The sequence below is a fragment of the Mucilaginibacter sp. OK098 genome (genome assembly GCF_900142915.1).
Taxonomy (GTDB): Bacteria; Bacteroidota; Bacteroidia; order Sphingobacteriales; family Sphingobacteriaceae; genus Mucilaginibacter.
Genome location: NZ_FRCM01000001.1, coordinates 1278271 through 1304958, shown reverse-complemented (window position 1 = coordinate 1304958; position 26688 = coordinate 1278271). Strand labels below are relative to the sequence as shown.

The window sequence follows — 26688 nt, the reverse complement described above, 5'->3', positions numbered from 1 at the left end:
TATCAATCGGATAAATCAGAGGCATAGCCTCGACCCATATTGTAGCAACGGATTTTAATCCGTTGAAAATAAGCACACCGAAATGAGTGCCATAGGCACGAAATATATTCTAATAGATGGATCGCAGACCTATATCCTCTTAGCAGAGTATTGAAACGGCTATCCAACGCTCTCCCCTTTATTCCGTATCTTTGCGCCAAATGATAAACAAAGCGCTCGAAAAGCTAAAGATAACCGAACTGAATAAAATGCAGTATGCTGCGCTTGATGCTGCAAAAAAAGGAGATGTAGTTTTGCTATCTCCAACCGGTTCTGGTAAAACGCTCGGCTTTTTATTGCCTTTATTATCATTGCTAGATGAAAAGATACCAACTGTACAGGCGTTAATCCTTGTTCCTTCACGTGAATTAGCTTTGCAGATAGAACAGGTATTTAAAACCATAGGTAGTGGTTTTAAGGTAAATGTGTGCTATGGCGGTCACCCCGTAAAAATTGAGCGCAATAACCTTTCGCAACCCCCTGCTGTTTTAATTGGTACGCCCGGAAGGATTGGGCACCACCTGCGCAGGAATAGCTTTAGCACCGATACCATTAAAACATTAATATTGGATGAGTTTGATAAGGCGCTTGAGTTTGGTTTCCAGGAGGATATGACCTATATCATCCGCCAGATGGATCACCTTACAAAACGCATCCTTACATCAGCCACAAAAATGGAGGAGATCCCTGCATTTACAGGCATCAATAAACCTATCGAGGTTGATTTCCTCCAAAATAAAACAAACGTCCCTGATCTTAAATTAAAAGCTGTTATATCGCCTGCTGCTGATAAACTGGATACATTGTTTTCATTGCTCTGTAAAATAGGGGATAAGGCTACACTGATTTTTTGTAATCACCGTGATGCTGTTGAAAGGATCAGTGAACTGTTATGGAGCAGGGGATTGGAACATGATATTTTTCATGGAAAAATGGAGCAGGAAGACAGGGAACGCGCCCTGCTGAAGTTCAGGAATGGAAGCCACCGCCTGTTGATCACTACTGATCTGGCATCCCGCGGACTTGATATTCCGGAGATTGAATATATAGTGCATTATCAGCTGCCGCATAATGAAGAAGCATTTACACATCGCAACGGACGAACAGCAAGAATGCACGCGAAAGGAACGGCATACCTGATATTAACCGAGGACGAAAAATTGAAGTACCTGGATAAATCGCCGGAAATTGAAGAGTTGCCGGCTGATCTGCCTATCCCCAAACCAACACCGTGGGTAACCCTATATATTGGCGCCGGTAAAAAGGATAAAGTTAATAAAGTTGATATTGTTGGCCTGCTGCTGCAAAAGGGCGAATTAGCAAAAGATGACCTGGGATTGATAGAAGTTCTGGATTACTCATCTTATGCTGCTGTTAAGCGTAACCGGGCAAAACGAACTGTAGAATTGGTAAAAGCAGAAAAGATCAAAAACAAAAAGGTTAAAATTGAAATTTCAATATAAGTACATCATAATAAAGAGTATATGAGCAATAATGATATCATGAAAAAGCTGCGGGTAGCCATGCATTTTACGGATGATGATATTATAGAGGTTTTAAACCTGGCAAACTTTAGGATCACTAAAACAGAGCTTGGCGCTATTTTCCGCAAAGAAGATCATCCAAACTTTAAACCCTGTGGCGACCAAATCCTGCGTAATTTTTTAAACGGGCTGATCATTTATAAACGCGGGCCTAAAGAGGATAAGGCGGAGTAGTTATCTATTCTCAATCATTTTAGCCTTACCGCTTTTTATCATCTTTTGCTGTTCTTCGGTAAATGATTCTCTGCCGCCAAAATCCTGCACCCAGTAAGTGTTGTAAAACGCTATCCCGATTTCTTTAAAGCTTGGGTTCATCAGGTTTTTGCAATGGCCCGGGCTTTTAAACCATCCATCCATTACCTCTGCAATGCTCATTTGGCCCTGGGCAATGTTTTCACCTATGGCAAAGCTTTTATAACCTTTATAAACATAGCCTGCAGTTATTATGCGCTTATCCATTGTGCGTCCATCTTTACTGGTATGGCTAAAATAATTTTTGTTGGCCATGTCTTTAGCATGTCGTAATGCTGCCACTTCCAGCTCATCGTTCCAAACTAAAGGTGGGGCCGGTGGCATAAAGGTAGTGCCGCAATTGCAGCCTTTTTGTCGCGTATGATTAATATCTTCTAAAAACTCGCGCCTGAATTCTGAGGTGCTGACGGTTCTTTGTGCAAATGCTGATTGAAAAAAGAATATCGACAGGATTACAAATAGTCCTTTAATTAAAATTTTCATAACTATTTGACAACTAACATCAACAGAGGTTTAGTATCATCAAAGTAAAATAAATTACTTTCTCCGTCTTCGGATAATTGATCTCCAGTTACCTCTTTTGCGCTTATGAAAAATGAATACGGCAACAACAACTAATGAAATTGCAATTACCAGTACTATAACGAAGCTACTTTCCTGGCGGAGTTTCCTTTGTAAAGCTTTCTGGTATTTGAGGTAAATACTTTTTTTTTGATCTGTACTGAATCCGCCTTTTTCTTTTCCATGGAATCTTTTTGCGCTAAGCTGGCAGTTAGTTTTGCCTCCTCATCTTTACGGATACTTTCCTCTAACGAATCGCGTTTTTTTAGTACTGCTTCTTCTTTAGGATAGTTTTTTAAGCGGCTGTAAAGCAAAGCAAAATTCTTTAATACTTCCGATTCTGTTTTTTGATAATGATTAGCTTGTGCAATTTGTAAAGCCTCATTTAAATCGCCCATTGCTAGGGTATAATCTTTCAGCTCACTTTTTATGGTTGATAGCGTAATAAGCGATGCTATTATGTTAGCGGGATCTTTTTTAGCTCTTGATAAGGAATTAGATTGTAGAATGAACCATTTTGCCTGGCTATATTTCCTTTGCGACATATAAACCTTTACCAGGTGGTCGAAAGATATTCGCAAACCTACGGTATCGTTAAAGTGAGAATATTGGTGCAGTGCCAGCATGGTATAATTTAATGCTTTGCTTTGATAGCTTACGCGGGTCATCCGGTTGCTGATAGTATCATAGGCCAGGTAACGGGTTGCAATTTCGTTATAGATCTGTCCCTTAAATAAATCGGCCGCAGGTAGTTTTAATTGTTGTTTAAGGCTGTCAAGACTCATTGTGGCCAGGTGTTGTTTCACACTATCTTTATTAGTCCTGTAAATCACAGATTTTATGCTGTCTTCTCTTATTAATACAGCTAACAGCCTCAGGCTATCCGCATTCTTTATTCTTAACTGGTTATTTGGATTCTCCGCCAAATGCGAGTCGGCAATGCTCAGGCTGCCTGAATGCTTTACAAGCATTGAGAAACTAAGGCTATCCGGGTAAGTGATTGCCAGTAAACCGAAATCACTTTCGTGATGTATAGGTATTGAGTAATTTAAATCGGCAGGCGTGTGTACGGTTGTAGCCAAATTAAAATTGTTCTTAGGGAGAGCGGTCACTGAAAAATCAGGCAGTGTTAAATATTTAAGATTTGCTGTTGATTGCTCTTGTAATTTAATGCTGTCTTTTGGCGCATCGGGTCCTATTACCTTATCGGTATCAATAGGACATACCGACGCTGATAACTTCAGGCAAAATAATATTAAAACAAATAGCGTAATCGTTTTTTTCATGTGCTATCCCGGGGCAAGGGGTATAAATATACTTATCACATTCAAAAAATGTGCCTATAATTTGCTATATGACAATAATTGGTATTGTTTTTTCCTCCTAATAAATTATTTATTGCTATGTGAAAATAAAAACGCCTTTATTTGAAAATTCGCGCAAGAAAAACATATTAACAAATGTTAATAATAGGGTAGAGTGGTCAGTACTGACAAGTAATTAGTACAATAATTCCAGAGAAGATGAGGGAATGCTGATATTAGCTGATATACTTTTCGTATTTCTCAACAAAGGTTTTGAAAAAGTTTATACGGGTAAGTAATAAATTGAATATTATGATGCCAACTGTAGCCGAGAGTATTCCAGCTAATACATCAATTATATAATGATGGCTTGCGTACACGGCAGTAAACCAAATGCCAAGCATTACTATTGCAAAAAATATATTTATTAGCCCCAGCCGGTTTTTTATGCCGTAATACAAAACCACAACAGGGTATGATGAATGCAGGGAAGGCATGGCGGCAAATACATTTGAACCTTTGGCATAGATAGACTTAAATATGCCTCTATGAAAGTAATTGTCAAACTTAGCCAATCCGGCGGTGTTGCCCGGTGTTTTGGCATGGAAAATAAAGCCATTATACTGTACATACCATGGTGGTGCAGCGGGATACAGGTAATAAACTATAAAGCCGATAAAGTTTATTAATACAAACGTTAATGAAAAATATAGGAATTGCCGCCTGTTTTTAAAAAACAAAAAACCTGCAAATGCCAGGGGGACGGGGATCCAGCAGAGGTAAAAGATCCCTGCAGCTACATCAATCCAGGTTTTCCCATTTATTCGCCAATATTCATTAGCAGTTAAAAGCTTACCATTAAAATGGACCCCAAACAGGTGCTTTTCTAAATTATACAGATCGGCTATATGTACCGTATTATAATTATAGTTTGGAAAAGCCTTCATATAATCGAAGATGATCCAGTAAACTATAAATATTGAAAAGCCTATTATGAACTTGCGGCTGATTGACGAGAGGAAAAATGCGGCATTAAAGATCCCTGCAAGAACTAATTGATCGCTTTTAAAGCCAACCAGCAGAACCGATAACAGTAAATAGAATACAGTTATTGCTAAAACAGTAGCTACAGATCGTGTATTGATCTTAATACAATCACTAACAGCATTATCCATGCTATTTTTTTAAGAAATCTGACCGGAAAATTTTGTCCCAAAGCGGCGAGCTAACACCATATCCTTTGGCCGGATCCTGGTAATGGTGCAGCATGTGGTGCTGTTTTATTTTTTTCCAGATATTACCTTTAAAATTAAAGTGATGTATAGCATAGTGCGATATATCGTAAAAAAGGTAGCCTAATATAAAGGCAGGGAAAAAACCAAAAACATAGTTGGTTGGCAAAATGGCATTAAACAAAAAGTAAAAGCCGGTTGCCAAAGGAATACTCATTGAAGGAGGAAGCACAAGGCGTTTGGCATCGCTTGGATAATCATGATGTACACCATGAAAAACAAAGTGCATTCTTTGCGCCCATGGCTTATCAGCAGGCTCGTAATGAAATACAAAGCGGTGCATTATGTATTCAACCAATGTCCATATAAATAGACCTGATATAAATAATTCAATAAAAAGAAAGGCGCCCAAACCGGTTTGCGTGTATTTATAAATACAAAAAGCTATTACGGGTACAAAAATATACAGGGGTACGGTGAAATGAACTTTAGATAAACTTTCTAAAAAATCACTCTTAAACATTCTCACAGATTCCTGTGAATTGGAAACATATTTCTTTTTCATCTCTGCTCAGGGTTTAAAATATTTTAAAATTTCTCTGCCTGTTATTCAATTTATCAATTTATTTGTAACACCAATTTTAGCAATGTTTTGGCGAACTGTAAACCTTTTTATGTAATTGTTACGAAGATATGATATTTTCTGTCTACGTGGCTTATCTAAAATATAAATTGATTAATATTTAAACCGCCGGGCAGTCAAATTATTGTTGTTCTAAAAGCGACTTTTTAGCATCAACCAGTCTCTTAAAAGCGGTGATATTTGTAAGTACTGCTACAACGGCAATTGGAAAAGTAAATATCGTCATGGTTTCAAAAATGTGAAATTTAATCCCCGGTACATAAAGCTTATAATCGCCGCCAATATATAATGAGGTTAATCCGCAAAGCATGGCACACAAGCCAATAGTAACCACACGCTCCGGGCGTTGCATTAAACCACCTTTGCACTCAATGCCAAGCCCTTCGGCGCGGGCCCTTACATAGCTTACCATCATTGAGCCTATCAGCGCGATAAAGGCAAATATCGAACTTAAAAAATAATGATGACCAACCAGGTAATAACAGATGCCTAAAAACATTATCAATTCACTATAACGGTCTAATACTGAATCATACAAAGCGCCAAATGTTGATTTCATATTTCCAAGGCGGGCTACTTGTCCGTCAAGCATATCAAACAAACCGGCAAAAAGTATCAGGCCGCCGGCCCATCCCACATAGGTAAGATCGCCACGGTTACCTTCCTCGGCACCAATAATAAATATTACGGCTACACCCACATTCAGTACAAAACCAATTGATGTAACTGCATTTGGCGTAAGGCCCAATTTTATAAAAACTTTAACTACAGGATCTATAACCTTGTAAATACCTAGTTGAAGGTTAGTGCGTACCGATGTTTGCTGTTCCATTGCTAATATTGCCGTTATTTAAAAATCAAATTTTACTCTTGCACGGATCCCGTATTTCGAAACATCAGGATGATCTAAATAAGTAAATCGCCTAACTAAGTCAACCCGTACAAATTTAAATATATTTTCGATCCCAACACTACCTTCAACATAAGGAGTTTTTCCTAATGCATATGTTATAGGCTGACCCGTTGAAGATACAGGAAATTGATATAATGATGGGTGTAATGAAGGATTATTAGTATCACTTACACCACCATAAATTGCTTTAAGGGAGAGTACCTCGCGCCATTTTAATTTTTTTAACAATGGCACCTTGTTAAAAAAGAACCCTACAAAATGCTGATCAATATTTACACTTGCGTAATGATCACCCACAAACTCTAAAAAGTTCATTAAGTTGTAAGAGTAAATATCGTAAGCATACGTTTGGTTTGCCCTGAATATATCAAGCAAAGGATAAGGCACCTGGCCAAATGTCTTTGCAGCCTCAACAGTTACGTCGGCATAGCCCAGGTATGATAGATAAAAACGCTTGTCTACTTCAACATGCAGGTTTTGATAACCATAAGGACTACCTAAAACATTTTTTAAACCGGCAGTGTAATCAAGCGATAGAATGGGGTATTTACTTGGTACCGGAGTGCGGTATATTTTACCCTGGTAAAACTGTTCTTTTGGTGCATACCTTAAGCTTAATCCAACTTCGCTGGTAGTTAAATCTTTTACAACATTTGCCGGGTCATTTCCTACACTATTTAAAAAGTACAGGGAACCTGCCGGTGCCTGGGTTAGTCTTTTGAGGCTAAAGTGGTAAGAAAAATGACTTTCAAATTCATGTACATAATCAAAGTTATAGCTTCTGTCGTACAGGTATTTGTCGTTTTGACCACGCTTAAATGATAATAAAAAATTGTCTTCCTGTACAAATTGCAGGTTTGCGCCCGGGATATGTGTATCATATTGAGTGCTCACCCTAACGTAATCCTGTGGAAACTTATAGATAGATTTATTATTAAGTGAGTAGGTAGCACTCAAAAAGTATTTAAATTGCTGATCCTTAAATCCATAAGCTCCGTAAGTTTCAAAATAATAACGTTTGCTTAGTTCGGGAGTTGTACGGCCGCCAACACGGAGTTTAAAACCTTCAACCGGGTTAAAGCTATAAAATGTATTTGCCGGGCCTAATTCAAACCCACCGAAACCTTTATAGCCCGCTAATATTAATGTGGCAATATCCATTGTACGCCTGAAAGAAGGCATGTTACGGAGACTGTCGACATTTTTGTAGACTTTTGATTCAGCTCTGCTAAGCGTATCCAGGCGGTTTTCTTTCCAAAACTCATCGCTTTTGTGTTTTACTTCATCCGATTCTGCAAGCTCCTGGTGTTGGTATGTACTATCTGGATGGGGTATATTTACAGCATAGTTTCCATAGGTAATAGTCCTGATCCCAAACATGCCGCCTTTTTTATTTTTGGTTAAGCCAAAATCAGCAAGCGTAGTGCTTTTGCTCAGGTGAAACCGGCCATCAGGGTTTTGTTCAAACTCCTGGTCAACCCTCATTGAGTTAACAAAATTAAGGTTGATATTTTTGTTGATGTTAAGCTCAACTTTTTCCACAGCATAATTACCATCAAGCGTTACGTACAGCTTGCCAACAAAAAGCATATCGGCAGTGTTACGTGGTGTAAAACTTAGCTCAATAAGCTTGGTGTTTTTAAAAGCAATGGTATCGGTTATAAAAAACTTATAAAAAGTTGGCGCAGAATTGGCTATCGGGCTCAAAAAGTTATTAGTCATCAGGAAGATTACATTGTCATAAATATCAACCTTGTAATACATGTGCTTAAAATACGCACCCAAACCCTCACTGTCGATCGAGCCGCCAAAATTTACATTTTTATCGCCCAGTACAATTGTTTTCTCCTTTTCGGGGCTTTTGCGGTAGTAGTATTGAGAAAGTTTTTCATTAAGGAAAATTGGTAGTAGTGATTTACCGGGCACTGTAGTGCTGTCCCTGTTATTTATAACAAATGCATACTTACGAAAAAACTTTTTATCAGCCAGTGTTGGAGAAACATTGGTTAATGAAAACTGCATTTTATCGTATTCTTTATATTCAACATAAGGATAGCTTTCAGGGCGGTTTTTTTCTTTGTTTTCAATAACCTTACGGATCAGTTCAACTGCCGGATTGTCTTTATTCCGGTATTTAGGCTTTTTACCCGAAGTAACTGTAACCTCATTCAACTGGTTAGCAACAGGGACTAGCCTTACATTTATAACTTGTGTTATACCCTGCTTAATGGGTAAAAAGGCGTCTTTATACCCCAAAAAAGAAACTTTGATCTGTTTAACTGCTCCATCAGTACTGATATTGAATTGACCATCGTTATTTGTCGGGCCTCCTATGGTGGTACCTGCAAATGCAACAGTTACAAAAGGCATTGGCTGTTTATTACTGGCATCAGTAACAATGCCGCTAACAACCGTTGTTTGTGCAAATATTATAGAGGTAAAAAGTAAAAAGAAGCTTAATAAAAATAACTTCTTGTATAAGTATGTATAGTTCATGTAGTTTACGCTCTTATGCAGATACAAATTTTATAGATATACGGGATTTTAAGCTATAAAATATGTATGAATCATCTTTTAACAATATTTAACCAATTTACTTAACAATAAACACTCCAAATATTGCTGATAACATAACCAGTTTGTAAAATCATTGTGTTATCAATGGTTTTACTTTTAAATCAGAAACCTTCGCCTTAAAAAGCCATATTTATAAAAGCTTTTTGGGTAGATGGGGTTAATTGTAACTAAAAGCCAAAGGTAAAAAAAATCCTTACAGACTATTGTGGTCAAAAAGTCAAATATGATTTGCAACGGGGCTGGTTTGGAACTTTACAATTGTATTATCATAAATTAACCCCTACAACGGGGAAAAGCAAGAGGTTATTATGAACGCTGTAAGTTGGTATATAATTGTTACAATTTGCAAATAGTTATATATACCAAAGAATGAAATTTAAGGGTAGAGAAATATGTTAATTAAGCTGAAAGGGTTGTAAATGTTAATTTACAACCCTTTCAATATTTATACCTTTATAATTTGGTTAAAGCACATCAACCAATTCCTGGTAATAGTCAAGACCCAGGTGAGTGATCAGGTCTTCGCCCATTAAGTGGCGCAGGGTGTTTTGTAATTTTATTAATTGTTTAAAGATATCATTTTCAGGTGGCAGGCCTTCTGCTGTTTGCGGCGATTTAAGGTAGAACGACAACCATTCCTGGATTCCGCTCATGCCTGATCTTTTAGCAAGGTCACTAAATAAAGCCAGATCCAAAGCGATTGGCGCAGCTAAAATAGAGTCGCGGCAAAGGAAATTGATCTTGATCTGCATTTTATAACCTAACCAGCCAAAAATGTCAATGTTGTCCCAACTTTCTTTGTTATCACCATGCGGAGGGTAGTAATCAATACGGATCTTATGATACAGATCACCGTATAGCTCAGGGTTATCTTCCGGCCTTAAAATATCTTCCAGTACACCCAGTTTTGAAACTTCTTTAGTTTTAAAGTTATCCGGATCATCCAATACCAAACCATCGCGGTTACCTAAAATATTGGTTGAAAACCAGCCTTTAACACCTAATGAACGTGCCGCTAAGCCCGGGGCCAAAATGGTTTTCATTAAAGTTTGCCCTGTTTTAAAGTCTTTACCGGCAATTGGGGTTTCGGTACGTTTTGCCAGCTCTATCATAGCCGGTATATCAACTGTTAAGTTAGGTGCGCCGTTTGCAAACGGAATCCCCATTTTTAAAGCTGCATAAGCATAGATCATACTTGGCGAAATGCGTTTATCGTCATCAAGTAAAGCCTGCTCAAACTTTTCAACAGTTTGATGAATATCTGAGGCTTCGTAATATATTTCTGTTGATCCGCACCAGATTAATACTATACGGTCGCAGCCATTTTTTTCTTTAAAAGTGGTAATGTCATTCATTACCTCCTGCGCCATCTCATAACGGGTACCTGTTTTAACGTGGGTGCCAATAAGATTTTTAGCGTAGTTTTTATCAAATGCCGCTTTCATAGGCACAACAACTTCAAGCTCGGCTTTTACAGATTTTAACAAATCTGCTTCAAGTACTTTAGCTTTGGTTGCAGCTTCATAAACATTATCTGAGTATACATCCCATCCGCCAAATACAATATCCTCCAATTTAGCCAATGGAACAAAATCCTTAACTTTTGGGTAACGGTTCTCTGTTCTTTTTCCTAAACGTATGCTCCCCATTTGGGTAAGTGAGCCAATTGGTTGCGATATACCTTTTTTTACGGCTTCAACGCCGGCAATCATGGTTGTGGCTACGGCTCCCAGGCCCGGAATTAAAATACCTAATTTACCATTAGCTGGTTTAATATTAGTTTTCATATTTATTAATTATAGTGTATACATTTTATAGCCACTTATTGGCTTTATACCATTTTAATGTTTCGGTTACTCCCGATCTTAAATCATACTGGGGAGAAAATCCAAGATCGGCCTCGGCCAGGGCAATATCACAGTTCCAGTTAACCGCCATCAGCTCATTTAGCTTTTCAATATTTAATACTGAAGCTTTATTGGCCAAAGAACTCACTTTTTCGGATATGTTAGCTATTAATTTTACAAAGTTTACAGGTAAATGAAATTTAATCGTTTTTAAATTTAGCACTTCCCTGGTAATATTACCTAACGCATAGCGATCATAAAAATTTCCGTCGCTTAGGTTATATGTTTTTTTATTGCCTGCATGTAAAGCTTTAATTGCTGCTTTAGCCAAATCTGTAACGTATATAAGGCTTAAGTTTTGCTCAATATTACCAATATACGGTTCAATATGATTGTTCAGTTGTTTAAAAAAAATAAAAATATCACGGTCGCGCGGCCCATATACACCTGTGGGCCTTAATATTGTATAATCTAAATCAGCTAAGCTTTTTAATTTTTCTTCAGCAAGCAGTTTACTCCTGCCGTAGGCCGTAACCGGGGCAGGGGCAGTCCTTTCAGTTATTATTCCACTTAGTGTGTTTAGAGGTCCTACTGCTGCCAGGCTGCTTACAAGTACGAATTTTTTTAAGCTGATATTACTTTCAAGGGCAGCCAATGCAAGATTATAAGTATAACCTGCATTTATATTATCATATTCAGCTGCCGACCTTGCCTTGGTAACCCCGGCTGCGTGAATAATATAATCGTACTTGTTTTCATTTATGTTATCCTTTAACGCCTGCAGGTTGGTAAAGTCCGGATATGTATACTGAATATCAAAACCATCTAAATGGTCGGTTTTACTGCTTTTGCGTACTGCTGCAAATACCTCGAGGTTGTTATTTATTGCTTCATTAATAAGGTGGTAACCAACAAACCCACTTGCACCGGTTATTAAAACCCGTTCCTTCATATCTGTTTTTCGTAGATCCTGTATGTTTTATACGGATCTCCTTTAATAGCAATAATGGCTTCGTTTATAAGCACATTGTTTTCCAATGTCCAGCCTGCTTCTGCGTGCAACAGCCCTTTTCTTTTATATGCACTTATTATTGATCCATATAAACAAGCTTCGATCCCCATTTTGCGATAGCCGTCAACAACACCAAGCGCGTAAATACGGATGCTTTTTATCTTCTTTTTATTCAATAACAATTTGAAGATCCCGGTAGGGAGTAAACGGCCTCTTTTTATTTTTTGGAAGATCTCGTTAAAATTTGGCAAGGCTAAGCCAAAGCCAACAATTTTATTATTCTGCTCGGCAACCCAAACAAAATCGTCATCCAAAATCAATTTCAGGTCTTTAGCCAGGTAGTCAAACTCCTCATCGGTAAATGGCACAAACCCGGTGTTTTGATCCCAGGCGGAGTTATAAACCTCGCGCACCTTGGCAACTTCATTCTTAAAGTCTTTCAAATTAACCTTACGGATAACTATGTTATTACGCTTTAGCCTTTCCTGCAAAGCAGTTAACAACCTTATTGATTTATCATCGTACCCATCGCCGTCCCAGTGCCAGGCGATAAGGTCAATTTGTTTTTCAAATTTTGCTTTTTCAATCAGGTCGATATAATACGGATAATTATAGGTCATCATCAGCATCGGCGGGCTGTCAAAACCTTTGATCAGCAAACCGCATGATTCATTGGTAGAAAAGTTAACCGGGCCAATAAAGTTTTGATCTACTCCTTTTTCTTTAAGCCATTGTGCAGCGGTTTCAAAAAGCAGGTTGGCTGTTTCCTGATCATTTATACAATCAAAAAAGCCCCAAAAGCCATCGTTTCGCTTATTGTACTCATTGTGGCTGTTATTTAAAATAGCGGCTATGCGGCCAACTATTTTATCACCATCATAAGCCAAAAAAGTTTGCAATAAATTATGCTTGTGAAAAGGGTGGATGGTCAGTAAGTCGCGCTGGGCGATAAATAATTCAGGAACATAGTTTGGATCGTTCTTGTAAAGGTCATGCGGAAAATCAATAAATGCCCCAAGTTCTTTCTTAGAATTAACCTGTACTATTTTCTTCATCAGGATGTTAAGTTCAGTAATGTGTATGTCCTTAAACGTAAATAAGCATCGCGGATAAATTAATATCTGCGATGCTTGTTTTATTGCGCTAAGTTATTGCTATATCGGCACGGGCCGGGTTTATATATTTTCTTTAATTGATGTAACGCCAACATCTTTAAATGCTTTTGCAATTTTCTCAATGGCTTCTTCGATCTGCTCGAAAGTGTGTGTGGCCATTAACGAAAAACGCAATAACGATGAGTCGGAAGGTACGGCAGGAGAAACAACAGGGTTAACAAATATTCCGGCATCCTGTAAATGCTTGGTAACAAGGAATGTTTTATGATTGTCCCTAACGTAGATAGGCAGGATAGGGCTTTCGGTTGGGCCCAAATCAAAACCTTCTTCTAAAAGAAGTTTCATTGCATAATTGGTATTGTCCCAAAGCTTGGCAATGCGCTCAGGCTCTGATTCAATAATATCCAGCGCTGCAATTACACTCGCCACAGATGCCGGAGGCATACTTGCGCTAAACATTAGCGCGCGTGCACGGTGTTTTAAATAGTCAATTGTTTCAGCGTCGCTGGCAATAAATCCGCCTAATGAGGCCAATGATTTACTGAAAGTTCCCATTATCAGGTCAACCTGGTCTGTAAGGCCAAAATGTGAAGCAGTACCTGCACCATTGTGACCAATAACACCCAAACTATGGGCATCATCAACCATTATGTTGGCGCCAAACTTATCGGCTATCTTAACAATTTCAGGAAGCTTAACAATGTCGCCCTCCATACTAAAGATCCCATCAACGGCAATCAGCTTAACAGCTTCTTCAGGTAAAATACTCAGCTTGCGCTGAAGATCTTCCATATCGTTATGGGCATATTTAATAACTTTTGAAAATGATAATCTGCTTCCGTCAATTAACGAAGCGTGGTCATATTCATCCAGTATCAAATAATCATTGCGGCCGGTAATGCTTGAAAGCACCCCCAGGTTAACCTGGAAACCGGTGCTGAACAATACAGCAGCTTCCTTATCAACATATTTAGCAAGCCTTTTTTCTAACTCAATATGTATATCAAGCGTCCCGTTTAAAAATCTTGATCCAGCACAGCCTGTTCCGTATTTATCAATTGCTTTTTTAGATGCTTCTTTTATTTTAGGATGACTTGTTAATCCTAAGTAAGAATTGGAACCAAACATTAATACACGTTTGCCATCTATAAATACTTCTGTATCCTGACCAGACTCGATCGGTCTGAAATACGGATATAGGCCCATTTCCCGGATTAGGTTGGCATCCTGGAATTGTGCGATCTTCTCATGTAGTCTTTTAACCATGTATTAACCCTGCTTAAATTTTTTGTAAAAATACCATGAATTAGGTTATCTTCTTATAATTAGTTAGTAATTTTTTTAATTACGATAAAAGCAAACCAGCTCCCATTCGGCAAATTAATTAAATTTTTTAGTTATTTGGTGACACTATTTTTCATTTTTTTATAAAAACTTCAAAAACACCGCTTAATTGTTGTTTTTGTGACATTGTTACGTAAAATTTTTGTTGCTTGTTTTACGGAAGAAAGAAAATGTAACCATATTAGCATATCCTTATTAAAATTAAAAATTATCGACAACCATTGTCCTTAATTTGTGTTACTAATTGGATGCTGCACCTCAATATATGAAAAAATCTGCCTATTCACTAATATTTTGTTTAACAATAATTTTGCCAACTGTCCTTTTTGCGCAAACCAGCGGCGATACCATTGTAACCTTAAAGCAATGTGTTGACTTTGCTTTACGCAACCAGCCGGTGGTAAGGCAAGCATCCATTGACCAGGAAATTAGTGAAAGAGATATAAAGATAAGCCTTTCTGGTTGGTTGCCGCAGGTAAATGGCTCGGGGCAATATCAGCATTATTTTAAGGGCACCCCTCAAAATACCAATACAGGTGCAACACCGGTTGCCGGTACAAGGATTGATGAATTTTCAACGTTGGGACTACAGGCCAGCCAGGTTATTTATAATAATGATGTGCTGCAGGCAGCTAAAGCAGCTAAATATTCGCGCCAATATTATAAGGAAAATATTTTAAGCAGCCAGATAAATGTGGTATCAGACGTTAGCAAAGCATTTTTTGATGTACTGCTATCGCAAAAACAACTGGATATTTTAAATGAGGATATTACCAGGCTGCAACGCAGTTTAAAAGATGCCTACAACAGATACCAGGCCGGCGTTTCTGACAAAATTGATTATAAACAGGCAACCATCTCGCTAAATAATTCAATAGCAAGCCGCAAACAAACTGCCGAGGCAATTAACAGCAAACTGGCTTATTTGAAACAAATAATGGGGATCTCCGCAGGTCATAATTTAGTATTATCGTACGATTCTACTCATTATGAGCAGGAAGCCAATATTGATACTAACCAGCGGCTTGATGTAAATAACCGCATTGAATATCGCTTATTAAAAACACAAAGAAACCTGCAGGTGGTAAATGTAAATTATTATAAATATGGTTTTTTGCCTTCCCTGTCGGCAGTGGGCAGCTATAACTGGGTATATTTAAGCAATAAATTCAGTAACCTTTACAATACTTCGTTTCCAAGCGCCTATGCGGGGCTTTCATTGGCATTACCTATTTTTCAGGGCGGTAAGCGTTTGCAAAACCTAAGTAAGGCGCGTTTGCAGACTACACGCAGCGACCTGGATATCGAAAATTCCGCAAATACCATTAATACCGAATATGTACAGGCAATAGCCAGTTATAAAAGTAACTATACCAGCTGGCAGCTGATAAAACAAAATGTTGACCTTGCCAAAGACGTATACAAAGTAGTTAGTCTTCAGTACAGGGAAGGTATTAAAACTTACCTTGATGTAATTGTGGCGCAATCTGATTTGCGGACTGCCGAATTGAATTATTATAATGCGTTGTTCCAGTTATTATCAAGTAAGATAGACCTGGAGAAATCATTGGGTACATTATCAGTACAATAAAAATTGAATATGAAAACAAGAGATATACTTTTAACAGGAACGGTTTGTATGTTAATATGGTCATCATGCCATAATAACGACAAGGCAAAGCAAAACGCCGCCCCCCCGCCAACGCCGGTGAACGTTACTGAAGCTAAAAAAGCCGAAGCCATTTATTATGATAAATTCCAGGGAAGCGTAATTGCTTTAAATACTGTTGAGCTTAGAAGCCAGGTTACCGGTTTTATAACCGGTATATTTTTTAAAGAGGGTGAAATTGTATCAAAAGGTAAACCTTTGTATGAAATAGACAGGCGTAAGTTTTTGGATGCCTATACCCAGGCCGAAGCTAATTTACAAAGCGCACAGGCTAACCTGGTAAAATCTCAAAAAGATATTGACAGGTATAACATGCTGCTTAAAAACGATGCTGTTGCCCGCCAAACTGTTGACCAGGCCGAAGCTACCTTCGAAACCAGTAAAAGCCAGGTAGCAGTAGCAAAGGCCGCGGTAGCATCTGCAAAAACCGATCTTTCATATGCAACAATAAGCGCTCCTTTTACTGGCCGCATAGGCATTTCGCAGGTAAAGCTGGGTGCACAGGTTACACCAGGCAGTACTTTGTTAAACACCATATCAAGCGAGCATCCTATTGGTGTTGATGTGGTAATTAATGAGCAGGATATTAACCGTTTTTACGGTCTGCAAAAAAGCAGCACAGATTCTACCTTTAAACTCCAGCTATCTGATGGTACTACTTATAACCAATCGGGTAAAGTACTGGCTATTGACAGGGGGGTGAATAGCCAAACAGGAACCATCAAGGTAAGAATTGAATTTCCAAACCAGAGTGATGTGCTTAAGGATGGCATGAGCTGCGTTTTAAATGTATTGAACAGCGAATCGGGAAACAAGCTGCAGATCCCATACAAAGCAGTGTCTGAAAACATGGGCGAGTTTTTTGTATTTGTTTCCCTTGATACTATGGCCAAGCAGCATAAAGTAAAATTGGGCCCGCGGATAGGTACTGACGTGGTTATAACATCCGGGTTAGCTCCGGGCGATAAAGTTATTACCGATGGTTTTCAGCGTTTGCGCGACAGCGGGAAAATTACGCTGGGAAAACCGGTAGAGCAGGGGGCTCCGGCTAAAGCTAAACAATAAGCTTTATTGCATTGTAAAACAGTACAGGAAAATAATTGATCCTTTTCTAAAAACAAACGAATGATCGCAGATACTTTTATAAAAAGACCGGTTACAGCAATTGTTATTTCATTGGTAATTGTGGTGGTTGGTATTTTATCCATCACCAGCCTGGCAATAGGGCAGTATCCTGAAATTTCACCGCCAACCGTACAAATTACAGGTACATACAGCGGTGCCGATGCCTTAACGGTTGAGCAAACCGTTGCCACGCCAATTGAAGTACAGGTAAACGGCACACCCGGAATGACCTACCTGCAGAGTAACAGTACAAGCAATGGTCAAATGACCATGACCGCAAACTTTGAAGTTGGTACTGATATTAATATAGCTGCGCTTGATGTGCAGAACCGGGTTGGTATAGCTACACCAACTTTACCACAGGATGTACAGCGTTTAGGATTAACCGTTCGTAAACGTAACCCCAGCATATTAATGCTGGTTGCCATGTTCGCTCCTAAGGGAACGCATGATGTTACCTTTATGGATAACTACACCAATATTTTTATAAAGGATGCGCTTTTGCGTGCAAAAGGTGTGGGCGACGTTTTTACCCGTGCTGATGATTTTAGTATGAGGATTTGGCTAAAGCCTGATAAGCTTGCTGCACTTGGAATGACAGCTGCCGATGTAACCGCTGCATTGAATGAGCAAAATGCACAGGTAGCAGCCGGAACGGTCGGATCAACACCGCAGGAAAAAGCACAGCCTTTTGAGTATACCGTATTGGTAAAAGGGCGCTTATCAAAACCTGAAGAATTTGCCAATGTTATAGTAAAAACAATCCCCAGTACCGGCGCTATTGTTCATTTAAAGGATGTTGCCCGCGTTGAGCTGGGCAAGTTTAACTACGCCGGTAATTCATTTGTTGATGGCAGAAGAGCATCGTACCTGTTAATATACCAGGCTCCAAATAGTAATGCCATTGAAACAGCCGATGCAGTGTATGCCACCATGAACGAGCTTAAAAAGGCTTTTCCAACCGATGTTGATTACGTAGTGCCATTTGAATCAATAACTGTAGTAAAGGTATCAGTTCAGGAGGTTGTTGAAACACTGCTGATTGCACTTGTATTAGTTATAATAGTTGTGTTTTTGTTTTTACAAAGCTGGCGTACAACACTTATCCCGGTGCTGGCCATCCCTGTATCAATCATCGGTACCTTTATATTTTTTATACCATTGCACTTCACTATAAATACACTTACCTTATTTGGCTTTGTGCTTGCTATTGGTATTGTGGTTGATGATGCCATTGTGGTGGTTGAGTCGGTGCAGCATTATATGGATGAAAAGGGGATGTCGCCAAAAGACGCGACAATTCATGCAATGCGCGACATATCTGCACCGGTAATAGCAATAGCGCTGATATTGGCGGCGGTATTTGTTCCTGTAGGATTTATACCGGGCATTGTAGGCAGGCTATACCAGCAGTTTGCCATAACCATTGCCATCTCCGTTTTGATCTCGGCATTTGTGGCTTTATCATTAACACCGGCATTGTGTACCCTTATTTTGCGTCCGCATAAAATTGATGATAAATCAAAAGGGCTCAATAAATTCTTTTTTAAGTTTAATGAATGGTTTGAGCGCATAACGGGCAAGTATAGAAATGGGGTTGATAAGGGTATAAAAAACTCCAAATTTGTGATCATTATATTAGTGTGCATAGTTGTTGGAACCATTATTTTATTCAGGAATAAGCCAAGTGGATTTATACCACTGGAAGATGACGGCAGGATCTATGTTACCTATGATTTGCCGGAGGCTTCATCAACACAAAGAACCGTTACCGTTTTACATCAGATGATGGCCACCATGGATAGCATACCAGGCATCCTGCATTATGCAGCCCTTGGCGGATTAAACGCGGTGAGCTTTGCCAGTAAATCAAACAGTGCAACCATATTTGTTCAGCTTAAACCGTGGGATCAAAGAAAGACCGCTGAAACTCAAATAGGAGCCATTATAGCTAATTTGCAAAAACGGTTGGCAAGGTTTAAGGAAGCCAGTGTAGTTGTAATTCAACCACCGGCAATCCCGGGTTTGGGAAGCACGGGCGGTTTCTCATTTATAATGGAAGAGAAAGAAGCCGGTGGAGATATAAAAACCTTTGAGAAAACCTTGAGGCAGCTTACTGCTGCAATTAATAAACGCCCTGAAATAGGCAAAGCGTTTTCATTTTTTACAGCAAGTACGCCAGCTTACCAGCTTACTATCGATCGTGAAAAAGCCAAACGCCTGGGTGTTGCCATTAGCGATATTAATAATGCTTTACAAACCTATATGGGAAGTATATTTATTAATGACTTTACCATTTACGGGCGAAACTTTCACGTGGTGGCCCAGGCCGATACCAATTACCGGACTAATATTGATAACATAGGGCAATATTTTGTGCGTAACCAGGCAGGGGGGATGGTACCATTAAGCACAGTAACAAATCATACGGTAATTGAAAACGCACCATTAATATCACATTATAACCTCTTCCGCTCTGCCGAGATTGATGGTAGCCCAAAACCGGGTTATAGTAGCGGTGATGCCTTAAATGCGCTGAAAGAAGTTGCAAACAGCACATTACCGCAAGGCTATGGCTACGAGTTTTCGGGTTTAAGCCGGGAGGAATTATTATCCGGCTCAAAAACGGTTTATATATTTTTACTTTCAATAGGCTTTGTGTTTTTGTTCCTTGCTGCATTGTATGAGAGCTGGTCAGTACCGTTTTCGGTGTTGCTGGCTGTACCCTTAGGCGCTTTTGGAGCAATTTTATTCCTCTATTTAAGTCCATCGCTTACTAATAACGTTTATGCCCAGATAGGGTTGATAACACTCATCGGCTTAGCGGCCAAAAATGCAATTTTGATAGTGGAATTTGCCAAAGAACGGGTAGACAGGGGTATGGAGCTTGAAAAAGCTACTTTAGATGCTGTGCGACTGCGTTTAAGGCCGATCCTGATGACCTCGCTGGCATTTATATTTGGTGTATTGCCGCTTGTGTTTGCGTCAGGCGCAGGTGCCCAGGCCAGGAAAACCATAGGTATGACGGTTTTTGGAGGAATGCTTACAGCAACATCGTTCGCTATATTTATTGTACCGGTTCTGTTTTATGTGATAACCAAATTTGCTTACGGGAAAGAAAAACTGGCTGAATTAGAGAAAAACTATAAGCCCGATCCGGAAGTTGACCCGCAGTCATAAATAAAACTCCGTTATGTATAATAAAATGCTTTTCATCCCTGCCTGGCAGCTGATGAAAAGCATTTTTTAGTTTTAAACGGGTCTACTATGCAGTAAAGTGACTAAACGATATTTCATAGCCGCATATGGCTAATCCTAATCTCCAATCTCTAATCACAAATCTCTAAGACCAACGTCGCTTTAAAAGTACATTTTTGACCTTTTTAGTCTGCAAAATATTGTGATAAGAAGTAAATTTAACTGTAACGATGCGCTGTGCTTGTTTTATTGTTAACTAACGGTTAAAGTAATATTCTTATCACCACAGTTAGAATGAGAGTTAATTACCCATATAATTAGCTTGTTCATATAAAACAGCCAATGAAATTTAACGCAGTGGCAAAGTATTTGTGGGGCCGGAATATATAAAATCACCAATTATTTCACTAAAAACACAACTATGAAAAATTCAACAAAGTGGATAGCAATAGTAGCAACTGCTGCTATATTTTTCTCAGTTAATGTAAAAGCACAGACAACTGCTGAAGGTGCCTGGGGCTTAGGTTTTGGAATTGAAGGCGGGATACCTACCGGTGCTTTACATAAAAGCCCTGCATATTCGAAATTTGAGTTAGGCGGAACCGCCCGTTTGCAATACGGCGTCAATAAAAATGTAGCTTTAACTTTAACTTCAGGTTATTATAATTTCTCAGCTACCCAGGCAGCAAAAGATCGCGGAGGTGAAAGCTTTGGTGTTGTTCCGGTTAAAGTGGGTGCTAAGGCATTTGTTACTGATAATATTTATGTTGCCGGTGAGGCAGGTATAGGTTTTGAAACCAAATATACAAAGGTTAAAAAATTGATTCTTTCCCCCGGAATAGGCTGGGCAGATAAATCATGGGATGTAGGATTACGCTATGAAAATTTCTCTCGCTATGGTACCTACGGTATGGTAGCAGTACGTTTAGGCTATGGTTTTTCATTGTAATTAGCGACTGGAGATTAGAGAAGAGACTCTACTGAGACAGATCAAATAAAAAGTAGCGATACACAATTTCATCGCTGCCATGTGTTACTTTGCGCTAAACTCACGGTAGCATGTGTAACCTTCGGCAGTATATATACTAATCTCTAACCTCCAAATCGTCGCTTGAAAAGTACATTTTTGACCTTTTTACCCTGCAAAAATGTTGTGAAAATAGATAAATTTAACTAATAGTTTCCTTCTCTATTCCTTTATTATTAAAAAAATGTTAATTCATGTTCACTAACTATTGAGGTTAAAAAGTTATCTGAGTATCAGGATGTAACGCAATTAACAATTGTTAGCAAACTATGTTAATTACCGAATCAGTGCCTTGTTTACACAAAACAGACAATAAAATTGGCATAGTGGCCAAATATTTGTAAGGCCGAGTGTATAGAATTATCTATTATTTCACTAAAAACACTACAATGAAAAATTCAACAAAATGGATAGCAACAGTAGCAACTGCTGCTGCTATATTTTTCTCAGTTAATGTAAAAGCACAAACAACCGATAAAAGCGCATGGCGCTTAGGCTTTGGAATTGAAGGCGGCATACCTACCGGCGCTATACATGATTACTCGAAATTTGAGCTTGGTGGTACTGCACGTTTACAATATGGTGTTGCTAAAGACGTAGCTTTAACCCTTACATCAGGCTATTATAATTTCTTTGCCGACCAGAACGCTAAAGATATTGGTGGTAAAAGCATTGGCCTTGTTCCGGTAAAAGTTGGTGTTAAAGCCTTCTTCACTGAAAATGTGTATTTCGGTGCGGAAGCAGGCGCCGGATTTGAAACCAGCTCTCAGTATGTTAAGAATACCAAGTTAATCCTTTCACCTGGATTAGGCTGGGCAAATAAATCATGGGATGTTGGTGTTCGTTATGAAAACTTCTCAGGTCAGAACGATAGCTATGGTACAGTAGCCTTACGTTTAGCTTATGGTTTTGCACTGTAATTAAAGACAAGTCCGAAAAGTCAGGAAAGACCGAAAGTCCGAAAGATAAGAAAGCCCTTGCAAAATTTGCAAGGGCTTTTTACGTTTAAAAAAATCCTCATTCGGACTTATCGACTTTCGGTCTTTCGGATGTCCTTAAACCAACTTTCCTAAAGCCTTTTTTATCCTATTCATGGCTTCAATCAACTTATCTTCAGCTGCTGCATAGCTGATCCGGATTGACTTTTTATCGCCAAAAGAATCACCACCTACAGTAGCTACATGGGCCTCTTCTAAAAGGTAAATGCTTAACTCGTCAGCATCATTAATGGTTTTGCCATTATAGCTTTTGCCAAAAAATGAAGTAACGTCAGGGAAAAAATAAAATGCGCCTTCGGGCAGGTTTACTTTTATACCTTCAATGTTTTTTAAAAGGTCATAAACCAGGTTACGGCGCTTTTTAAAGGCTTCGCGCATTTCTAAAACAGTTTCCAGTCCGCCTTCATAAGCTGCAACGCCTGCACGTTGTGTAATTGAACAGGTGCCAGAGGTTATCTGACCCTGCATCTTATCGCATGCGTTGGCAATTTCTTTGTTTGATGCAGTATAACCTATTCTCCAGCCTGTCATTGCGAAAGCTTTTGACCAGCCGTTTATTATAATTACGCGGTCTTTTATATAATCAAATTGTGCAATTGATTCGTGCTTGTCAACAAAGTTGATATGCTCATAGATCTCGTCAGAAAGGATGTAGATCTGTGGATGTTTTTCAAAAACTTTAGCCAAACCTTCCAGTTCGCTCTTGCTGTAAACACTGCCTGTAGGGTTACATGGCGATGAAAACATAAACAACTTTGTTTTTGGTGTTATAGCAGCCTCTAATTGTGCTGGAGTAATTTTAAAATCCTGTTCAACAGGTGCTTCAATAAAAACGCTAACCCCTTCGGCAAGCTTAACCACTTCAGAATATGATACCCAGTAAGGAGTGGGGATAATAACCTCTTCGCCTGGGTTTACCAAACATAGCACCGCATTGGCAATAGCCTGCTTAGCGCCAGTTGAAACAACTATCTGGCTAAAATCATAATCAAGCCCGTTTTCATTCTTCAATTTTGCTGATACGGCTTTCCTTAATTCAGGATAACCCGATACCGGAGTATAATAGGTGTAATTTTGATCCATAGCCTGCTTGGCAGCCGCCTTTATATGCTCAGGGGTATGAAAATCAGGTTCGCCGAAGCTAAGGCTGATCACATCTACGCCTTTTGCGGCAAGTTCGCGGCCCATTTTGGCCATCTTGATGGTTGCTGATTCAGACAGGTTATTGATCCTGTTACTTAATGTACTCATATAGTTTTTAATTATTGCGCGGCAAATATAGAAAAACTACTATGTGATAAATAATTAGTGTTAAGCCGCACGTTGTTTTGTGACTAAAAATCCTATATAATTGGGCCGGAGTTTTGCAAAAGCTTTAATTTTCAAGTAGATTTTTTATTTTTTTTATAAACATTTCTAAACTATCTGCTTAGCGCTTTGCAAAAGTCCTAAATCTTGGTGTTAAATAAAATGTTTACTTTTTATTTAAACGCCCTTAACACCAGGCAGTTCTTTCTTTTATAACGCTTAGCATCAAATACCTTCAACTATACACTTAAAATACATATTTTTGCCCGCTAATAAATAAAGTTTTGAAAGAGCAGAAAAGGATCATACTAATAGCATTGATAGTGGGTATAGTGCTGATGCTTGCAAAATTCGGGGCTTATTTTTTAACCGCGTCAAACTTTGTGCTCACTGACGCGGCCGAAAGCATAGTAAATGTATTGGCTAGTTCCTTTGCCTTTTTTAGTATCTACCTGGCAGCACAGCCGCGGGATGAAAATCATCCTTACGGCCATGGGAAAGTTGAATATTTCTCTGTTTTTATTGAAGGCTCATTAATTGCCATTGCCGCAATTATCATTATCGTAAAATCTGTTTACAGCATTTTTTATCCCAATGCCATACACGATCTTTTAACAGGCGCCATAATAATCGGCATAACAGGAATAATTAACGGCGCTTTAGGCTATTACATGATAGGCAAGGGTAAGTTATTGCCATCAATAACTATTGAGGCTGATGGCAGGCATTTGCTTGCCGATATGGTTACCAGCATTGGCTTAGTGGTTGGCTTATTGCTTATTCATTTCACAAAAATATTGTGGCTGGACAGCGCCTTATCCATATTGGTAGCCTTATATATTTTATACAGCGGTTATAAACTGGTTAGAAGGTCAGTATCCGGATTGATGGATGAAGCCGACTTTGGCGTTGTTACCGAAATTGTAGCCGTTTTAAATGAAAAGCGAAAAGTGGAGTGGATTGATATTCATAATTTTCGCGCTCAGAAATATGGCAATGAATTGCATATTGATTGCCATTTGACTTTACCGAATTATTTTGACCTTAACCGGGTGCATGAAGAGGTGAAATTAGTTGATAAGCTGATTAACAAAGAAGTAACAAAAACAGAGTTATTTATCCATGCCGACCCTTGTTTGCCCGAATGTTGTCATTATTGCAGCATGCCAAATTGCCCTATAAGAAGCGAAGCTAAAACGGAAGATATTACCTGGACGCTGGATAAAATTATCCGCAATAAAAAACACTTTGAATAATGTACCCATTTAACGTTCGTGTTTATGGCATATTAATTAATGATGCCGGTGAAGTGCTGATCAGTGATGAGCAGGAGTATGGGATGCGTTTTACAAAGTTCCCCGGTGGAGGACTGGAGTTTGGCGAAGGCTTAACAGATGGCTTGAAACGTGAATTTGTTGAGGAATGCAATATCAACATTGAGGTGATAAGCCATTTTTATACTACAGATTTTTTTGTTAAGTCGGCCTTTAATGATTCGCAGATAATAAGTGTTTATTACATAGTAAAAAACATTGATCCTATTAATTTTGCCATAAAAACTGTCGTGTTTGATTTTGATGGCGAAGGGGATGTGCTGCAGGCTTTCAGATGGGTGAAATTAACTGACCTGAACCCTGATGATTTTGTTTTCCCTACAGATAAACATGTTGCTGAGCTTTTAATAAATACTATATGAGACTGGTTGAGAGAGATTTAAATGTAATATGGCATCCTTATACTCAAATGCAAACGGCATTGCCGCCTATACCCATAGTAAGTGGCGAAGGCGCCTGCCTTTTTGATGAAAATGGTAAAAAATACATAGATGCCGTATCATCCTGGTGGGTAAATATCCATGGACATGCGCATCCGTACATCGCAAAAAAGGTTGCTGAACAGCTAAATAAGCTGGAGCACGTGATATTTGCCGGATTTACCCATGAGGGGGCGGTTGAATTAGCAGAGCGGTTGCTCAAACTATTGCCAATCAATCAAAAAAAAGCTTTTTACTCAGATAATGGTTCAACAGCCATTGAGGTAGCAATTAAAATGTGCCTGCAATATTGGCATAATAAGGGCGAGGCCCGCACTAAGATCCTGGCCTTTAAAAATGCCTATCATGGCGATACTTTCGGGGCTATGGCAGTAAGCGGCCGCAGCGCTTTTACCGCCGCGTTTGATTCTTTACTGTTTGAAGTTGAGTTTATTGACCTGCCTACAGCAGAAAATATTGAAAGTCTGAAATCTCAGATCTCAGATCTCAAATCTGATTTAGCTTGTTTCATATTCGAGCCTTTAGTACAGGGAGCTGGTGGTATGATAATGTACGAAGCAGCGCATTTAAATGAGCTGATGGCGCATTGCCGCAAGGAAGCGGTTTTAATGATTGATGATGAGGTGTTTACCGGCTTTGGCCGTACAGGTAAACCTTTTGCCTGTAATTATGTAACTGAGCAGCCGGATATTATGTGTTTTTCTAAGGGTTTAACCGGCGGCACAATGGCTTTGGGGATAACTACCTGCAGCCAGCAGATCTACGATGCTTTTTTATCAGATGATAGATTAAAGACCTTATTTCACGGGCACTCATTTACGGCTAACCCAATTGCGTGTGCAGCAGCGCTGGCAAGTATGGATCTTTTTGTGGAACCGTCGACCCAGGAAAATATATCGAGGATTGAAGCGTCGCACCGTCAATTTTTTCAAAAGATCAAACATCATCCCAAAATTAAAACGGTAAGGCAAACAGGAACAATTATTGCGATGGAGTGGGAAACCGGGAATAATACCTCTTACTTTAGCTCATTGAGAGATACCCTGTATCAATACTTTTTAGATGCTGGGATTATACTGCGCCCGCTGGGAAACATTATTTACATTTTACCCCCGTATTGCATAACTGATACCGAGCTGAACTACATTTACAGCAAAATTGCGCAAGCGTTGGAGGAGATTTAACTCCGATCCGTAAAATCCACTC

General features: G+C 39.0%; 21 protein-coding genes. 10 read left to right on the top strand and 11 right to left on the bottom strand.

Annotated features, from left to right (window positions below; translation table 11 throughout):
• Window positions 1-200: 200 nt before the first annotated feature.
• Complete coding sequence (locus tag BUE31_RS05390; RefSeq protein ID WP_073400945.1) at window positions 201-1502, top strand: DEAD/DEAH box helicase; 1302 nt, start codon at window positions 201-203, stop codon at window positions 1500-1502.
• A gap of 21 nt (window positions 1503-1523) precedes the next feature.
• The gene (locus BUE31_RS05385) at window positions 1524-1757 is read left to right on the top strand and encodes a DUF1456 family protein (protein WP_073400943.1); all 234 of its coding nucleotides are present in this window, start codon (window positions 1524-1526) and stop codon (window positions 1755-1757) included.
• Here the strand turns inward: BUE31_RS05385 and BUE31_RS05380 are convergent, their stop codons facing one another.
• From BUE31_RS05380 to spt, 10 genes are all read right to left on the bottom strand, one after another.
• A complete protein-coding gene (locus BUE31_RS05380) occupies window positions 1758-2318 on the bottom strand; it encodes a CAP domain-containing protein (protein WP_073400941.1) in 561 nt (186 codons plus the stop codon).
• Between the two features lie 155 nt (window positions 2319-2473).
• Entirely contained in the window at window positions 2474-3682 is a 1209-nt protein-coding gene (locus tag BUE31_RS05375) for a hypothetical protein (protein WP_073400939.1), read from the bottom strand.
• A gap of 254 nt (window positions 3683-3936) precedes the next feature.
• On the bottom strand, window positions 3937-4875 hold the full coding sequence (locus BUE31_RS05370) for a phosphatase PAP2 family protein (RefSeq protein WP_073400937.1): 939 nt from the start codon (window positions 4873-4875) through the stop codon (window positions 3937-3939).
• 1 nt (window position 4876) lies between these two features.
• Window positions 4877-5497 carry a sterol desaturase family protein gene (locus tag BUE31_RS05365; RefSeq protein ID WP_073400935.1) on the bottom strand — a complete coding sequence of 207 codons (621 nt, stop codon included), beginning with the start codon at window positions 5495-5497 and terminating at the stop codon, window positions 4877-4879.
• Window positions 5498-5696: 199 nt separating this feature from the next.
• Complete coding sequence (locus BUE31_RS05360; protein ID WP_073400934.1) at window positions 5697-6407, bottom strand: CDP-alcohol phosphatidyltransferase family protein; 711 nt, start codon at window positions 6405-6407, stop codon at window positions 5697-5699.
• Window positions 6408-6425: 18 nt separating this feature from the next.
• Window positions 6426-8984, bottom strand: coding sequence for a DUF5686 and carboxypeptidase-like regulatory domain-containing protein (locus BUE31_RS05355; RefSeq protein WP_073400932.1), 2559 nt, complete (start codon window positions 8982-8984; stop codon window positions 6426-6428).
• 545 nt (window positions 8985-9529) lie between these two features.
• Window positions 9530-10852 (bottom strand): inositol-3-phosphate synthase, encoded by a 1323-nt coding sequence (locus BUE31_RS05350; RefSeq protein WP_073400930.1) that lies wholly within the window; start codon window positions 10850-10852, stop codon window positions 9530-9532.
• A gap of 25 nt (window positions 10853-10877) precedes the next feature.
• Window positions 10878-11864, bottom strand: a complete 987-nt coding sequence (locus BUE31_RS05345; RefSeq protein ID WP_073400928.1) for an NAD-dependent epimerase/dehydratase family protein — start codon at window positions 11862-11864, stop codon at window positions 10878-10880.
• On the bottom strand, window positions 11861-12979 hold the full coding sequence (locus tag BUE31_RS05340) for a GNAT family N-acetyltransferase (RefSeq protein ID WP_073400913.1): 1119 nt from the start codon (window positions 12977-12979) through the stop codon (window positions 11861-11863). The genes BUE31_RS05345 and BUE31_RS05340 overlap by 4 nt, the downstream gene beginning before the upstream one ends.
• Before the next feature lie 120 nt (window positions 12980-13099).
• Window positions 13100-14305: a serine palmitoyltransferase gene (gene spt / locus BUE31_RS05335; protein ID WP_073400912.1), complete on the bottom strand. Its 1206-nt coding sequence runs from the start codon at window positions 14303-14305 to the stop codon at window positions 13100-13102.
• Between the two features lie 343 nt (window positions 14306-14648).
• On the opposite strand from spt, the gene BUE31_RS05330 reads away from it, so the two are divergent.
• The 5 genes from BUE31_RS05330 to BUE31_RS05310 all read left to right on the top strand — a co-directional run bounded on the left by BUE31_RS05330 (window position 14649) and on the right by BUE31_RS05310 (window position 22322).
• Window positions 14649-15974, top strand: coding sequence for a TolC family protein (locus BUE31_RS05330; protein WP_073400910.1), 1326 nt, complete (start codon window positions 14649-14651; stop codon window positions 15972-15974).
• 9 nt (window positions 15975-15983) lie between these two features.
• Window positions 15984-17117 carry an efflux RND transporter periplasmic adaptor subunit gene (locus BUE31_RS05325; protein ID WP_073400908.1) on the top strand — a complete coding sequence of 378 codons (1134 nt, stop codon included), beginning with the start codon at window positions 15984-15986 and terminating at the stop codon, window positions 17115-17117.
• Window positions 17118-17177: 60 nt separating this feature from the next.
• Window positions 17178-20357 (top strand): efflux RND transporter permease subunit, encoded by a 3180-nt coding sequence (locus tag BUE31_RS05320; RefSeq protein WP_073400906.1) that lies wholly within the window; start codon window positions 17178-17180, stop codon window positions 20355-20357.
• Window positions 20358-20796: 439 nt separating this feature from the next.
• Window positions 20797-21324, top strand: a complete 528-nt coding sequence (locus tag BUE31_RS05315; RefSeq protein WP_073400904.1) for a hypothetical protein — start codon at window positions 20797-20799, stop codon at window positions 21322-21324.
• Between the two features lie 467 nt (window positions 21325-21791).
• Window positions 21792-22322, top strand: coding sequence for a hypothetical protein (locus tag BUE31_RS05310; protein ID WP_073400903.1), 531 nt, complete (start codon window positions 21792-21794; stop codon window positions 22320-22322).
• A gap of 135 nt (window positions 22323-22457) precedes the next feature.
• Here the strand turns inward: BUE31_RS05310 and BUE31_RS05305 are convergent, their stop codons facing one another.
• The gene (locus BUE31_RS05305) at window positions 22458-23651 is read right to left on the bottom strand and encodes a pyridoxal phosphate-dependent aminotransferase (protein WP_200801860.1); all 1194 of its coding nucleotides are present in this window, start codon (window positions 23649-23651) and stop codon (window positions 22458-22460) included.
• 341 nt (window positions 23652-23992) lie between these two features.
• On the opposite strand from BUE31_RS05305, the gene BUE31_RS05300 reads away from it, so the two are divergent.
• From BUE31_RS05300 to bioA, 3 genes are read left to right on the top strand one after another with little or no spacing between them, the layout of a single operon-like run.
• On the top strand, window positions 23993-24964 hold the full coding sequence (locus BUE31_RS05300) for a cation diffusion facilitator family transporter (protein WP_073400902.1): 972 nt from the start codon (window positions 23993-23995) through the stop codon (window positions 24962-24964).
• Window positions 24964-25404, top strand: coding sequence for an NUDIX domain-containing protein (locus BUE31_RS05295; protein WP_073400901.1), 441 nt, complete (start codon window positions 24964-24966; stop codon window positions 25402-25404). Before BUE31_RS05300 ends, BUE31_RS05295 begins: the two co-directional genes overlap by 1 nt.
• On the top strand, window positions 25401-26666 hold the full coding sequence (bioA, locus tag BUE31_RS05290; RefSeq protein WP_073400900.1) for an adenosylmethionine--8-amino-7-oxononanoate transaminase: 1266 nt from the start codon (window positions 25401-25403) through the stop codon (window positions 26664-26666). Before BUE31_RS05295 ends, bioA begins: the two co-directional genes overlap by 4 nt.
• The last annotated feature ends 22 nt before the right edge of the window (window positions 26667-26688 follow it).